At 67.8% G+C, this 13,074-nt stretch carries 8 protein-coding genes and 3 pseudogenes; 8 read left to right on the top strand and 3 right to left on the bottom strand.

Features of this window, described 5'->3' with window-relative positions; all coding sequences use genetic code 11:
• Nucleotides 1-602: 602 nt before the first annotated feature.
• Nucleotides 603-1,361, bottom strand: coding sequence for a DUF6193 family natural product biosynthesis protein (locus ACZ6I3_RS11320; RefSeq protein WP_469413734.1), 759 nt, complete (start codon nucleotides 1,359-1,361; stop codon nucleotides 603-605).
• Between the two features lie 184 nt (nucleotides 1,362-1,545).
• Here ACZ6I3_RS11320 and ACZ6I3_RS11315 point away from each other — a divergent pair, with 184 nt between their 5' ends.
• Together ACZ6I3_RS11315 and ACZ6I3_RS11310 are read left to right on the top strand one after the other, a co-directional pair.
• Nucleotides 1,546-2,424, top strand: a complete 879-nt coding sequence (locus ACZ6I3_RS11315; protein ID WP_469413733.1) for a transposase — start codon at nucleotides 1,546-1,548, stop codon at nucleotides 2,422-2,424.
• A gap of 67 nt (nucleotides 2,425-2,491) precedes the next feature.
• Nucleotides 2,492-3,182: pseudogene (locus tag ACZ6I3_RS11310) on the top strand (ATP-binding protein).
• Between the two features lie 63 nt (nucleotides 3,183-3,245).
• On the opposite strand, the gene ACZ6I3_RS11305 reads toward ACZ6I3_RS11310, so the two are convergent.
• Complete coding sequence (locus tag ACZ6I3_RS11305) at nucleotides 3,246-3,791, bottom strand: GNAT family N-acetyltransferase (protein ID WP_469413732.1); 546 nt, start codon at nucleotides 3,789-3,791, stop codon at nucleotides 3,246-3,248.
• 169 nt (nucleotides 3,792-3,960) lie between these two features.
• Between ACZ6I3_RS11305 and ACZ6I3_RS11300 the strand changes: the two are divergent.
• Nucleotides 3,961-4,263 (top strand): annotated as a pseudogene (locus ACZ6I3_RS11300) (transposase); the annotation flags it as partial.
• On the opposite strand, the gene ACZ6I3_RS11295 reads toward ACZ6I3_RS11300, so the two are convergent.
• A complete protein-coding gene (locus ACZ6I3_RS11295; protein WP_469414076.1) occupies nucleotides 4,260-4,673 on the bottom strand; it encodes a hypothetical protein in 414 nt (137 codons plus the stop codon). The pseudogene ACZ6I3_RS11300 and the gene ACZ6I3_RS11295 sit on opposite strands and share 4 nt — an antisense overlap.
• Nucleotides 4,674-6,003: 1,330 nt before the next feature.
• Here ACZ6I3_RS11295 and ACZ6I3_RS11290 point away from each other — a divergent pair.
• From ACZ6I3_RS11290 to ACZ6I3_RS11270, 5 genes and pseudogenes are all read left to right on the top strand, one after another.
• Entirely contained in the window at nucleotides 6,004-6,897 is an 894-nt protein-coding gene (locus ACZ6I3_RS11290) for an alpha/beta hydrolase (protein WP_469413731.1), read from the top strand.
• Nucleotides 6,894-8,915 carry a vWA-MoxR associated conflict system protein gene (locus ACZ6I3_RS11285; protein WP_469413729.1) on the top strand — a complete coding sequence of 674 codons (2,022 nt, stop codon included), beginning with the start codon at nucleotides 6,894-6,896 and terminating at the stop codon, nucleotides 8,913-8,915. The genes ACZ6I3_RS11290 and ACZ6I3_RS11285 overlap by 4 nt, the downstream gene beginning before the upstream one ends.
• Complete coding sequence (locus ACZ6I3_RS11280; RefSeq protein WP_469414074.1) at nucleotides 8,912-9,844, top strand: AAA family ATPase; 933 nt, start codon at nucleotides 8,912-8,914, stop codon at nucleotides 9,842-9,844. The genes ACZ6I3_RS11285 and ACZ6I3_RS11280 overlap by 4 nt, the downstream gene beginning before the upstream one ends.
• 37 nt (nucleotides 9,845-9,881) lie before the next feature.
• Nucleotides 9,882-11,219 (top strand): annotated as a pseudogene (locus ACZ6I3_RS11275) (SAV_2336 N-terminal domain-related protein); the annotation flags it as partial.
• A gap of 105 nt (nucleotides 11,220-11,324) precedes the next feature.
• Nucleotides 11,325-12,830 (top strand): N,N-dimethylformamidase beta subunit family domain-containing protein, encoded by a 1,506-nt coding sequence (locus ACZ6I3_RS11270; protein WP_469414072.1) that lies wholly within the window; start codon nucleotides 11,325-11,327, stop codon nucleotides 12,828-12,830.
• The last annotated feature ends 244 nt before the right edge of the window (nucleotides 12,831-13,074 follow it).

Here is a 13,074-nt window from a genome sequence, read left to right as displayed (position 1 = left end):
TCGCCGAGTCAGCACCTCAAACCGTAGACCGCCCCAGTGACGTCGCATCCCTGACAGATGTCAGGGTGTGCACGCCGCACGGGAGGCTGCACTGGCGGGCTTTGTGTGAGGGCGACCATCAGCCCCGCCGGAAGATCCTGGGCAGCAGACAGTCCAACTTTGGCGATCCGCTAGGCCGTGTCCGGCGGGTGCCGGCGGGCCGGAACCATCAAGGTCGACCTGCCCTACGTGATGGACCTCCACTTGGAAGACCGCCAGGTCGATGTGCGTCTGAACTCGGCGAGACGGAGATCAAAGTGCGGTCGATCGTCCGTAGCACCGGCCAAGAAGCCGCTTGCACGGTGGACTTCGCCTCTGACTACTAACTGATCGTTTCAGAATGGGTTGCGTGTCTTGTGCTCGACGATCTTGGTCGTCAGGATGTCTCGGGTGCGTGCTGATCTTGTCCCTGACGACCTGTGGAAGCGGGTAGCTCCGCTTCTGCCGTCTGCTCCCGAGCGGCGCCGTCGCCACCCCGGGCGGATACGCGTTCCGGTGATGAGGCCAGGACATCAGCTATGTGACCAGGGCAGAAACTGATCACATAGCTGATGGCCGATCTCTCACCGACTGTCGGCGCGGACCGCTCCGGACGTGACAGGGCCAGGGCTGTAAGGAAGATGACGCACGGCAACCGCCACTGCCTCCCGCGCCGTGGTGGTTTGGGCGAGGGCATCCGCACCCGTGAACTTCGTGCTGACCGTGTACTGGTCGACGTCATGCGCGAGCAGACACGGCCCGAAGATGGTCAAGTGCGGGCGCGTTGTCGTCGAGAATCGCAGCGTCCAGTGGCTGGTAAACGGATAGAGACCCCGTAGTGCCGGCTCGGCATATGCCGCCTCGACCAGCGCGTGATAGGCGTCCCCAGGTCGCTCCAATTCCCTTGCCTCGGTGCGGAGATGCTGCCACTCCGATTCGGTCAGCCGCACCGGATCGTGATCGGGCACCTCGAAGCGGCCGGTCAGGTGCACGAACGGAGCAGCCTTTCGGATGTCGCTCAGAGTGACCCTGTGGTCCCACGCCTGCGCGGCCCTGGCGATCTGCTCCAGACTATCGGTGTCACCGTCGATGATTGCCATGCCTTGGAACGACTCCTCACCGCGGATCGACCAGCGCCGTTTGGCCGCCCACGAGGTGACGAGCAGAGCCTCGCGATGCGGCTGCGAGCTCGCGACGGTGGCGTGGCTCAACGGGCTGGAAGCCGAGGACGTGACAGGGAGGGAGAAACCGCCCTCTCCCGCTACTGCTTGCAACGCGGCGCCGAGGCTGCCTCGGGCAGCGACGTCGGGATACAGAACGATCGGATCAGGGTGGTTGGCCACAACCTCTGATTGTGCCGGAAGCTCGTCCGAGTCGCCCAACCGCTCGAATCGGGCTGCAGACTCGCGAAGCGCGCGAGATCGGAAGGAGGGAGATTGCGTGAGACGGGGTACCTGCCCTGGTCCTCAGCGTGACCAGTGGGCTTGACATCGAGACCCGCATATTAGAGGTGTCTCGCGGAGCAAGGTGCGCTACGACAACCTCAAGGCCGCCGTCGCCCGGGTGCTCGGGCTGAGCCGGGCGCGGGTGGAGGCCGACCGGTGGATCGCCTTCAAGTCGCACTACGGCGTCGAGAGCTTCTACTGTCGGCCGGGCATCGAGGGCGCCCACGAGAAGGGTGGTGTCGCGGGGCAGATCGGCTACTTCCGCCGCAACCACTTCGTTCCCGTCCCGGAGGTCTCCTCGCTCGCCGAGCTGAACGGGATGGTCGAGCAGTGGGACCGGCAGGACGACGCACGCCGCATCGGTGCCCGGTCCAAGACCGTCGCCGAGTGCTTCGCGCTCGAGCGGCCGCTGCTGATGCCCCTGCCCGAGGAGCCGTTCGAGACGGGCCGGCTGTTCACCCTGCGGGTCGACCGCTACGGCCAGATCCCGGTCCGCACCAACCGCTACTCGGTGCCGATCCGGCAGAACGTGGAAGTGGCCCGGCACGAACGCCTGATTGCCAAGGGGGCCGTCCGCCTGGACCTGGACCATTACCTGGAGGTCCTGGTCCGCAAGCCCGGCGCGTTTCCCGGCTCGACCGCCCTCGAACAGGCCCGCTCGGCGGGCAGGTTCACCCCGGTCCACGATGCGTGGTGGGCTCAGGCCGCGAGGTCCCAGAAGGTCCACGGTGAGCGAGACGGCACCCGGGCCCTGATCGAGGTCCTGCTGGGCCGGCACCTGCCGCACGAACACATCGTCGCCGGCCTGGCCGCGGCCCTGCGGGCCGGGGCGATGACCGCTGACGCGGTCGCGCTAGAGGCACGCAAGGCTGCCCAGGCCGAGACCGAACCCGCCCCGTCAGGCCGACCGTTGTCCGGCAAGCCGTCGGCGAACGTGACGTCCCTGCACTGCCCTCGGTGACCCCCTATGGCCAGTTGCTCCGACGTCGTCGCGCCAGCGGCGGTGACCACCGAGAGGGAGAAGCACAGTGACCCTGCCCCGCCAGCGCGGCTTGACCGAGCAGGCAGCCCACGCCGCCATCGACACCGCCTGCCGCGTGCTGAGGCTGCCGTCGATCCGCAACGAGTTCAACGAGATCGCGACCGGGCGATGAAGGACCAGATGACCTACCGTGGCTTCCTCGCCGAGCTGCTGATGGCCGAGTGTGACGACCGGGCCCGCCGCCGCTCGGAGCGGCGGATCAAGGCGGCGGGCTTCCCGCGGGAGAAGTCGCTGCGGGCCTTCGACTTCGACGCCAACCCCAACATCGACCCGGCCACCATCCACACCCTGGCCAGCTGCGAGTGGATCAAGAAGAGTCAGCCGCTCTGCTTGATCGGCGACTCCGGCACCGGCAAGTCCCAAATGCTCATCGCGCTGGGCACCGAGGCCGCCGCGTTGACCTTCTCTGCATCGACGAACTCGGTTACATGGAACTCGACCGCCACGGCGCCGAACTGCTGGTCCAGGTTCTGACCGAGCGCGAGGAGAAGAACAGCGTCGCCACCGCCTCCAACGAGTCGTTCGGAGGCTGGACCAAGACGTTCACAGACCCACGTCTCTGCGTGGCCATCGTCGACCGCCTGACCTTCAACGGCACCATCATCGAGACCGGGACGGACTCCTATCGCCTCGCCAGCATCCGAGCCCGAGTTGAAGAACCCGCCAAGGTCAGCTGATACAGGCGCTCATCCGACGGCCCGTTGACTCTCACGGGCAGCGGGCCGTCCCGCACCGCCCTCTCACAACGACACGGGCTCCGTATCCGTTGCCAGACGGGCATGGAGTTCGACGTCGAAGCGGACACCGTCGTATTCGAGCTTCTGTCGTTGCTGTCCTTCCACCGCGAAGCCGGCAGCACGAGCCACACCGCATGAGGCGGGATTGTTCACCCGGTGCCCAAGCTCCAGCCGGAAGAGTTCCGCATCGTCGAAAGCCCAGCGGGCCACAGCGCGGCAGGCACGGGAAGCTATGCCCTGGCCACGAGCCGTTGCCGTCGTCCAGTAGGACACCCATCCAACGGCATGACGCCGATCCACCGAGCCGACACATACCTGGCCGAGAACGAGGCCACCGCCATCGACGACGGCGAAGGAATAGGCAGAATCGGCAGCCCATTGGTCACCACGAGCCGTTATCCACCGCTCGGCAGCCTGGTCAGAATCAACCGGCTCGATGGACTGTCCACGCATGAGCGGATCCGCGAACGCGGTCATCACCGCCCAGGCATCCTCGGTCTTCCATCTTCGCAACACCAGGCCAGAAGAAGCATCTACACCATCACGCACGACGCGAGTCTTCCGCAGCAGGCATCGGCTGTCACGTCCGTTTCGCCAGCAGTGCCCCCTCAGGGAGCCGGGCTCCTGTCAGGGACGTGAGCCAGCGTCCACCACAGTGGGTGCCGTCATCACTCGTCGACATCCAGGCGACGAAAGATCACCAACCGCCTCCCGAATCCGTCCACATCTGCTGTTCCTGGGGATGCACGAAGCCGACCGGGGCTACGACTTCGACAAGTACCGCCGCCTGCTCTGGGAGCGCGGTATCAAGCCCCTGATCGCTCGACGCGGCGTCGCCCACGGCTCCGGGCTGGGCAAGGTGCGCTGGGTGGTCGAGCGTACCGTCGCCTGGCTGCACCAGTTCAGGCGGCTCCGCACCCGCTACGAACGACGCGCCGATCTCCACCAGGGCTTGCTCGAACTGGCCTGCAGCCTGATCTGCATCCGACGTCTATCCAGCGGTCCCGTAGTGATCGGCTAGGAGTCCGAGCGCAGCCCCAGGGCGCTGTGCTGAATCAGCCTGGCCGGAGCATCGGAACCCGGCTTCCGACGCGTCAACTCGACCAACTTCGTACGGAGGTCTGTCGCCGACTCACCAAGCACGATGGCGCTGATCACCAACTCAAGCATGACGCAGTCGTAGGCATCGTCCGTTCCTCGATAGCGTTCGGCGTCACGTTCGACTACGGCACTGTCGATCCGCCATCCACCGCCGTCAACGGGCGCGAAGGTCGCTGCGAAGGTTCCGTTACCTGTCCAGCTTCGGTGCAGGAAAACGACCTCGCCCTCTGTGAAGACGTCCCACTTTTCATCCATGTCCCGCGACGCGTAGCCGAGCTGGATCCGCTTCCAGTCGTCATCTGACCAGATTCGCTGAGGCAGCTCCGGCATCGGCTGAGGAGCTGATATCGGCTGGATACGACCGGAGAACGTGGACCGGGCTACGCGTTCGTCAGCAGGCATGGAGTGATCCTACGGACGAACCTGAGCGTCCCAGCATCTCGTGCCTCACGGACCTCAATTGTGAAACGACCTGTAAGGGCTTGCTGGAAGACAACTTGCTCTCGAACACCCTGGCTTCGCTGGGGTGTCAAGAGCCAGAACACGCAAGTTGTTTCCCAGCAAGCCCTAAGTCGATTCTCGCCGACGGGCTCGACGCCGGCGTCCTTGTAGTGGGTGGGTCCGCTGTGGACAAGACGGGAGCGGGCGGGGGCAGAGTTGATCACTTGGGATGCGCGGCAGCCGGTGTGTGAACCTGCCTTGCGTGGATTCTGTCCGAGCGGCGGTCCGAGCGGTGAGGGAGAGACGTGCCAAAACAAGCGCCCGAGTCACGGCGCGGCCGGGGCTGGAACGAGGCGGAGGACGAGCAGCTTGTCGCCGGGGTGGTCGAAGGGCTGGATCTTGTGCAGCTGGCTGAGCGGCATGGGCGACCCCGGCCGCCATCGGGGCACGTGTGGATCTCTCGGTACCGCAGGACGGCGCGTTCGTTGACGACCCGCTGAACTGGCTGAGGGCGCGGTTGACCCGTGAGCCGTCACTGGTCGCTTTGCATACCAGAGCATGCCGTCAGCCTCAGTGCGACACGTCGGGCCACCCTCACCTGGCTCGCAGTCCAGGAAGTCAGTACGTGTCCAGCGGACGCGGCATCGCCGCCCACACCCCGTGACTGGAGGACCGAGACTGCGGCCAGGTTCCCACCAGGCCCCCCGCAGGGCTAGGCGCGCCGGTGAGGCCGCCCGCCTCGTCAGCGAAGAGGACCCAAGTGTCAGGTCGGGGTGAGTCCGATGGCCTCCTCATCGATGTCGTCCGGCCAGGGTGAACCCCCGCCGCACCGGCAGCGTGATATCGGCCGCCGGGCGCAACCCGGGTGGGGCATCGGTGCGAGGACCTGTCAGCGTCGCGCCCATAGAGTCCTGTTCGCGATCTCTCGGCAGTTGGGACACAACGGTGGGGCCTCCTGGTGGCTCGGGATTGTGATCCCAGCAGAGCAGGGCTCGGAGGCTCTGTGCGGAATCCCTGATGCCATCGTGCCAGGCTGCCGAGGGGCGGAATCGTGCCGGTGCCGAACCGGTCACACCAGATGCCCGATTCGGACGATGGCGGTACTTGAACTCGGCTACGCTCGCCCCTCACCAGGGCATCTTCTGTCGTCACCCATGGAGGTCTCGTGGCGTTACGGCTCGTCTTCGTTCACGGGATCGGCGGCCCACGGCGTGTCGCGTTGGAACAGGATCGATGGATCGAGGCGCTGGCGCGAGGGGCGCGGGCTGCGGGACATTCCCGAGCGGCCGAGGATCTCGAGAACGGCAAGCTGGCCGAGGTCTCCTTCGCCTACTATGGCGACCTGTTCCACTCTCCAGGAGCTCAGGGCGGCGCCGACGCCCAGTTCTCTGACCTGGAAGCCGCGATCTTATCCGGCCTCATGTCGGAAGTCCTGGAGAGGCGGCTGGCTCTGGCCTCGGACCACCAGGAGCAGGCGGATCTCCGTCAGGCCTTGGCCGACCTGCATCCCGACGGCACCGCGGCACAGGGGGTGGGCAATGTCGTGCGCGCCTGCGTAAACGCCGGCACCAGTCTCCTCGATGCGGGCCCGTGGCGCCGGAGCGGGCAGTGGGCCGGGGGCAAGCTCCTGATACGTGACGTCGGGCAGGTGGCCCGCTACTTGGCGCGGGGCCGGGACAGCCTCGACCTGCTCGTCCGCAGCGTCGTGGCCGACTTCGTGGGCGCCGGGCCCTCGGTCGTCGTGGCCCACTCCCTCGGCTCCGTGGTGGCGTACGAGGTCCTGCACGAGTTCACCTCCACAGTGCCGTTGCTGGTGACCCTGGGCTCACCGCTGGCGATGCGCGCAGTGGTGTGGCCGCACCTGCGGCCCCGGCCCTGCTGCACTCCACCGGGCGTCGCGTCGTGGCTCGACTTCTGGGACCGCGACGACGTGATCTGCGCACGCCCGCTGGGTGACGCGGACATCATGGCCAACACCGCGGGTGTACAGCCGCACGGCACCCGTGTCGACTCCGACGGCCTGTGGGTGCACTCGGCCACCAAGTACCTGGCGCAGGGCGAGGTCGCCGGCCCGGTGATCGAGGCGCTGCAAGCCGCTGCTGCGGCCTCATGACGGAGGAGGACCGCAGGCACGTGCTGGTGATCGCCACACAGTGCGAAGCGATGCCCGACCTGGAGGATCTGGACACCATCGCGCGCTCCCTCGTCGCGGTGCTCACCGACCCCGGAATCGGCGCCTGTTCCCCTGGCCTGCCGGACGGCCGGTCGCTGCTCTCGGGCCGTCTCGGAGCGGACGAGATCTGGGCCGCGGCGCGGACGGCGGTCGGTCACGCCGCACACAGAGGCGCCACGCTGGTCATGGCCTTCCTCGGCCACGGAATGGTCTCCGGCGAACACCCCACCCTGTACCTCCTGGGATGGAAGTCCGTCGACGGCCGGGCATCCTCCGCCGTCAACATCAAAGACTTGCTGGGGCAGGCGGTCGACCACCTGGGGGTGCGGGGCGTCGTGGGCATTGTGGACACCTGCAATGCAGCCGCCGCCCTGCCCTCGGTCGAGGCCCTCACCACGGGTGCCCGCGGCGGGCGGACCAGCCTCCATCTCCTGATGGCCTCCCCCGTGCAGCAGAACGCCTACGACCTCGACCTCTCCAAGGCGCTCACCCGACTGCTGACGACCGGCGTCGCGACCGGTGAGACGCACATCGGACTGGGCGTCCTCAGACGACACCTGCGTGTCGCGGACGCCACCCGCAGGGTCGTCACGTTGTCCTACGACGGTGACTCCAAGGCCGCTGGCTTGTGGATTGCCCGGAACCGGCAGGCGGCTCACGGCTCTACGGCCGCGGTCGGCCCTCGCGGGACCAGCGACTTGACAGCCGGTCTGCTCACCCTGTTACCCGAGAGGCAACTGCCTGCGGAGTGGACGACGAGCGTGCTGCGCGACCTGCAACGAGAGGTCGCGGCGCTGCCAGTGACACCCCGGCGAATCCGCGTGGAACGAGTGCTGGACAGCCTGATCGTCGCGGAACGCACCGTCGCCTTTCTGCGGTCCTTCATGCCCAGGCAGCTCAGCACGCCAGCACTGCGACGTGCACTGAAGGCCATCGGTGCGCACTGGCGTGGCCCTTTGGCGGATGAGAGGGACGCTGTCGAGTTCGTGGCCCTCAACCACCCCATGAAGGAGGGGTCTTGTCGACCGGCGATGGCACGATTCATGGTCGCGCTGGCCACCGACGCCGCGTACGACTTGGACGCCGCCGAGATGCGCGCATGGGCGGTGGAGGTCGGCGCGTTGCTCCCATACAACGACGTGGTCCTCGCCACACGGGAGACCAGTAGACAGCGCCGGCTGAGGCTGGTGGTGAGACTGGACTCGCCGGCGGGCGACTGGCCGGAGACCCTGAGCGCCTGGCTGTTGCTCGACGGCGACGTCCATCTGCGCGCCGTCTTCGCCGAGTGCGCGCCGAGCCAGGACGGCGCCGAGGCGAAGCTCTTGGAGGCGGTCGAATGGGCCGAGTCCGAGGCCGTTGAGTTGGGGCTGGACCTGCGGCACATCGACGTCGCCGTGCCGAGCACCATCATGCTGCGTTGGGCCCCCGAGGAAGTGCTCAACGGCACGCGCCTGGGCGAGCAGTACGAGGTGCATCCACGCTGGAGCGTCCGACTAGACCCGCCGGCCGGAATGAGGTGGATCAACAAACTCGCTCAATCACGTCTGTCGGCCGTCGCCGCGCAGGACACGGACTACGCGACGACCTGGCTGCTCGAACACCGGACACGGCAGAGGGACCGTTTGATGGGCGACCTGCGGGACGGTCGGCTGACCACGCCGATCGGCCTGATGAGGCGCCCACGGGAGGATCCGGAACTGATGGACCTCCTGCTCGCGTTCACGCCGATCCTCATCTGGCCGGCGGGCCCGGACGGACGAGCCGAACACTGTACGCAGGTGGAGGCCCGCTGGGACGACCTCCCTGCCGCCTTTCTGGTCGCCTACAGGGAACGGTGGAAAGGGGACCAGAGCGATCCCCTCGCCGATCTCCGCTCGATCTGGGACGACGACGAATGGCTGCGGTTCTGCACGGGTCGCGGAGTGCGTTCACACAATCCACCAGGGGGTACGCAATGACGTGGGGTTCCTACTACAGGGGCGACGGCATTCGGCGCGAGGTCGCGCTGGACGCTCCGCCACCCTGGCGCCAGTTCCCCCGCCGGTCCGCGAGTGTCCCCTTCGAACCGCCCGAGGGGCTCGCGGGGGCGGTGAACGCGGCGCTCTCCCTCCGTCGGCCGCTGCTCATCACGGGAACTCCCGGCTCCGGCAAGTCGACCGTCATCGAATCCGTCACAGAAGAGTTGGGGTTGGGGCCCGTCCTGCGCTGGCATATCACTTCTCGCAGCGAACTGGGCGACGCGCTGTACCGGTACGACGTTCTCGGCCGCATCCACGAGCAGCAACTGTCGCAAGGCAGCGGCTCGGCGGACGACATCGCTCCCTTTCTTCAGCTCGGGCCGCTCGGAACCGCGCTCCTGCCCTCCGTACGACCGCGGGCGCTGCTGATTGACGAGCTGGACAAGAGCGATCTCGACCTGCCCAGTGACCTGCTCCAGGTACTGGAACGCGGTGAGTTCGAGATTCCCGAACTCGCCCGTTACAAGCGCAAGGATGTCGAGGTCCGCATCTGGGGCGGCGAGGACACTCATCGAGTGGTCCGGGGCCGGGTACAGTGCACGGAATTCCCCTTCATTGTCATGACCAGCAATGGCGATCGTGACTTCCCCGCCGCGTTTCTGCGCCGGTGTATCCGGTTCACCATGCCCAAGCCCGACGCCAAGGCCATCCGCCGGGTGGTGCTGGCCCATCTCGGACTCGACGTGACGGGCGTGACGGCACTGAGCGGGATCGTGGAGGCGTTCGTGCAGCGGATCGACGCCGGTGAGAGCCTTGCGGTGGACCAGCTCCTCAACGCGGTCTTCGTCCTCGCCGGGGAGGACGCGCCGCACGGCACGTCGCGCCAGGAGCTCCTCAAGATGCTGCTTCAGGACCTCGCCAGTGGCTGACCCTCTTCAAGGGCATGCGGCCGACCGCCTTCAAGGCATGGTGGAGTCGGTCCTGCGGCTCGGTCTCGATCTGGACGCCACAGCGGTCGCCGAGGCGCTGTGGCTCGCCGCGGCCGCGCGCGTTCCCCCGGGCACGGCGAATACGGTGCTGCTCCCGCCGTCAGCCGGCGCCGGCCGGATCGCACTCAGTGGTGGTGGCGGTGGACACCGGCCCCCCGCGCGCCAGGACAACGATCTCGTCGAGCCAGCGGACCCGGAACCGTCCACAGGGCCATCGGAGGCATTTCAGCAGGGCCCAGGAAAGCAGGTCCGGCTCCGACAGGCACGCACGTCGCCCGACCAGGTCGCTCTCGGTCGTGCGCTGCGCCCGCTCAAGCACCGCTTGCCGCGCGGGCGGAGGACAGAACTCGACCTGGAAGCCACGGTCCAGTCATACGCCTACACGAACAGGCTGCTTCCGAGGTTCCGCCCCGCCCAGGAGCCCTTGTTCGATGTTGTCCTGATCATCGACGACTCACCCGGTATGGCGCTGTGGGAGGACACCGTCTTCCAGTTGGTCCGTGTCCTGGAACAACTCGGTGCCTTCGGGCGTCTGCACGAGCAGCGCATTTGCCTCACCCGGCGGGGTTCCCTACTGCGCAACCAGCGCAACGACCAAGTGAGTCCGCGCCTGGTGAACGGGCCGAGCCGCCGGACGCTCGTCCTGGTCGTAACCGACGGAAGCGACCCAGGGTGGCGGCGGCCCGAGGTGTGGCGCCTGATCCGTTCCTGGGCGTCCGTCTGCCCGACGGCTCTGATCACCCCGATCCCGGCCCGGCTCTGGGGCCGATCCGGCCTGGATCTCCCCGCTGTCCGGGTCAGCCCCTCGACGACTGGATCCGGCAACGCGGACCTGCGCTTCACGCTGCCGCACCTCTTGCGGGACCGCGAACAAGGCGACTGGCTCCCCGTCCCGGTCGCGAGCATCACTCCCCACGCGCTCCGCCAGTGGGCCACGACCGTGATGCGGAGGGACGCGCCGGGATGCGACGCGCTGCTGGTCCCGCCGACGGGGCGGCCCAGCGATGACGACGGACCTGCCTCCGACGCCGATCTCACCGCCTTCTTCCGGCGATTCACCTCGCCGGCAGCGCTGCAGCTGGCCGCCCTCTGCGCGTTGATCCCGGACTTGACCGTCCCGCTGATCGCCGTTGTACGGGAAGCGGTGGTGCCGGAAGCGACGCATGAGGACGTCGGCGAGCTGATCGTGAGCGGCCTGCTGGTGGCGGACGGCGCGACATTGGCCTTCCGCGACAACGTCCGCCAAGAACTCCTCAGCATGGTGGGCGAATCGGACGCCTGGAAGGTCTACGACGCGCTGGACAGCCGCATCGTGGAGCAGGCGGGCGACGAGACGTCCTTCCTGGCCACCGTCTACGACCCGGCGGGCGATCCTGCCACTCCCGCACCCCTCAGGCGTCTGGTCACGGCATCCCGTAGCGTGCTCACGGCCCTCGGCGCGCTCGCGCCCGACAGGCCGGCCCCTCCCTCGCTGCGGCATTCCGTCTCGGACCCCTTTGGCCAGGGCCCCGTTCCGTGGCTGCGTGGCAATCCGGCCTTTCTCGAGGGCACGGCGGGCAGCGTGCCCAGGTACCTCGACGCGGTCCAGCCGCACCCCACCGCGACCGTGGGCGTCCCGGCCCCGCGCGTTGCTGCCGGCGGCCCCCGCTCCGCGGACGATGCGCACGGTCAGATCAAGGGCTTCACCTCCACAGGAGCGGTGGCGCCCGGTGAGGCCATCGACTTCCACATTTCCGTCAACCCCCCTCAGGATTTCTGGGTGGACATCTACCGCATCGGCCACTACGGCGGTGACGGCGCCGCGAAGATCACCACCAGCCCGCGCCTTTCCGGCATCGTCCAGCCGCCCCCGCTCACCGCTGGCCGCACCGTTTCCTGCCACCACTGGTGGCTGTCCTGGCGGCTCCAGATCCCCTCGTACTGGAGCATCGGCGCGTACGTGGCCGTCCTCACCACCGCCGACGGCTACCGCTCCCACGTACCGTTCACGATCCGCAACGGCCATCGCGCGGACCTCCTGCTCCTGCTGCCTGACGTCACATGGCAGGCCTACAACCTCTACCCCGAGGACGGTCGCACCGGCGCCAGCTTCTATCACGCCTGGGACGAGCAGGGTCGGCTGCTCGGCGAGGCCAACGCGGCCACCACGGTCTCCTTCGACCGGCCGTACGCGGGCGCCGGCCTGCCTCACCACGTCGGCCACACCTACGACTTCATCCGCTGGGCCGAGCGCTACGGCTACGACCTCGCCTATGCCAACGCCCGCGACCTGCACGCCGGCCGCGTTGACCCCACCCGCTACCGCGGCCTGGTCTTCCCCGGCCGCGACGAGTACTGGTCGATGCCTATGCGCCGGGCGGTCGAGAACGCCCGCGATCACGGCACCTCGCTGGTCTTCCTCTGCGCCAACGCCATGTACTGGCAGGCCGAGTTGGGTCCTTCGCCGTCCGGAGTCCCCGATCGCCTGCTCACCTGTCGCAAGCGCAGGGGCCCCGGGCGCCCGGTGCTCTGGCGTGAGATCGACCGCCCCGAGCAGGAACTGATCGGCGTCCAGTACGCGGGCCAGGTCCCCGAGCCGCACCCGCTGATCGTCCGCAACGCCGACCACTGGCTGTGGGAGTCGACCGGCGCGCAGGAGGGCGACGAGATCGAGGGTCTGGTCGCGGGCGAGGCCGACGGCTTCTTCCCACGCGCCGGCCTTCCCGAGCACGAGGAGCGCATCCTGCTCGCGCACTCCCCGTACACCGATTCCGAGGGCCTCGCGAGTCATCAGGAGACTTCGCTGTACCGCGCCCCGTCGGGCGCCTGGGTCTTCGCCTCCGGCACCTTCGCGTGGTCCCCGGCTCTCGACCGCCCGGGCCACGTCGATCCCCGCATCCAGCGGGCCACGGCCAACCTGCTTGACCACATCTGCAAACGCACCTGACGCAGCGGTCACGCGAAGAGCCCCGCATCGTCACGGTTCAACCAGGTGAGGACCTCGTGCTCCTCGGTGGAGCCCAAGGGATTTGGCTTCGGCACCGACAACCCTTCGTGCCAAAGCGAGGGTGTTCCGTCACGGCCCCGGCGAGGGGGGAAGACGATCGCACTACCGCACCCGAACTCCCCACCGCTGCAGGGATGTTCCGGTCCATGGCTCGGTCCACTGCAAGCCGATCTGGTGCACTCCT

It is taken from the genome of Streptomyces sp. NPDC041940 (assembly GCF_055589465.1).
This window is presented reverse-complemented; position numbering and strand designations above follow the sequence as displayed.

Bases quoted from the DNA above. Each gene is read 5' to 3' on its own strand.
- ACZ6I3_RS11295 (WP_469414076.1), bottom strand. From the start codon at position 4,673: ATGCCGGAGCTGCCTCAGCGAATCTGGTCAGATGACGACTGGAAGCGG.
- ACZ6I3_RS11285 (WP_469413729.1), top strand. From the start codon at position 6,894: ATGACGGAGGAGGACCGCAGGCACGTGCTGGTGATCGCCACACAGTGC.
- ACZ6I3_RS11280 (WP_469414074.1), top strand. From the start codon at position 8,912: ATGACGTGGGGTTCCTACTACAGGGGCGACGGCATTCGGCGCGAGGTC.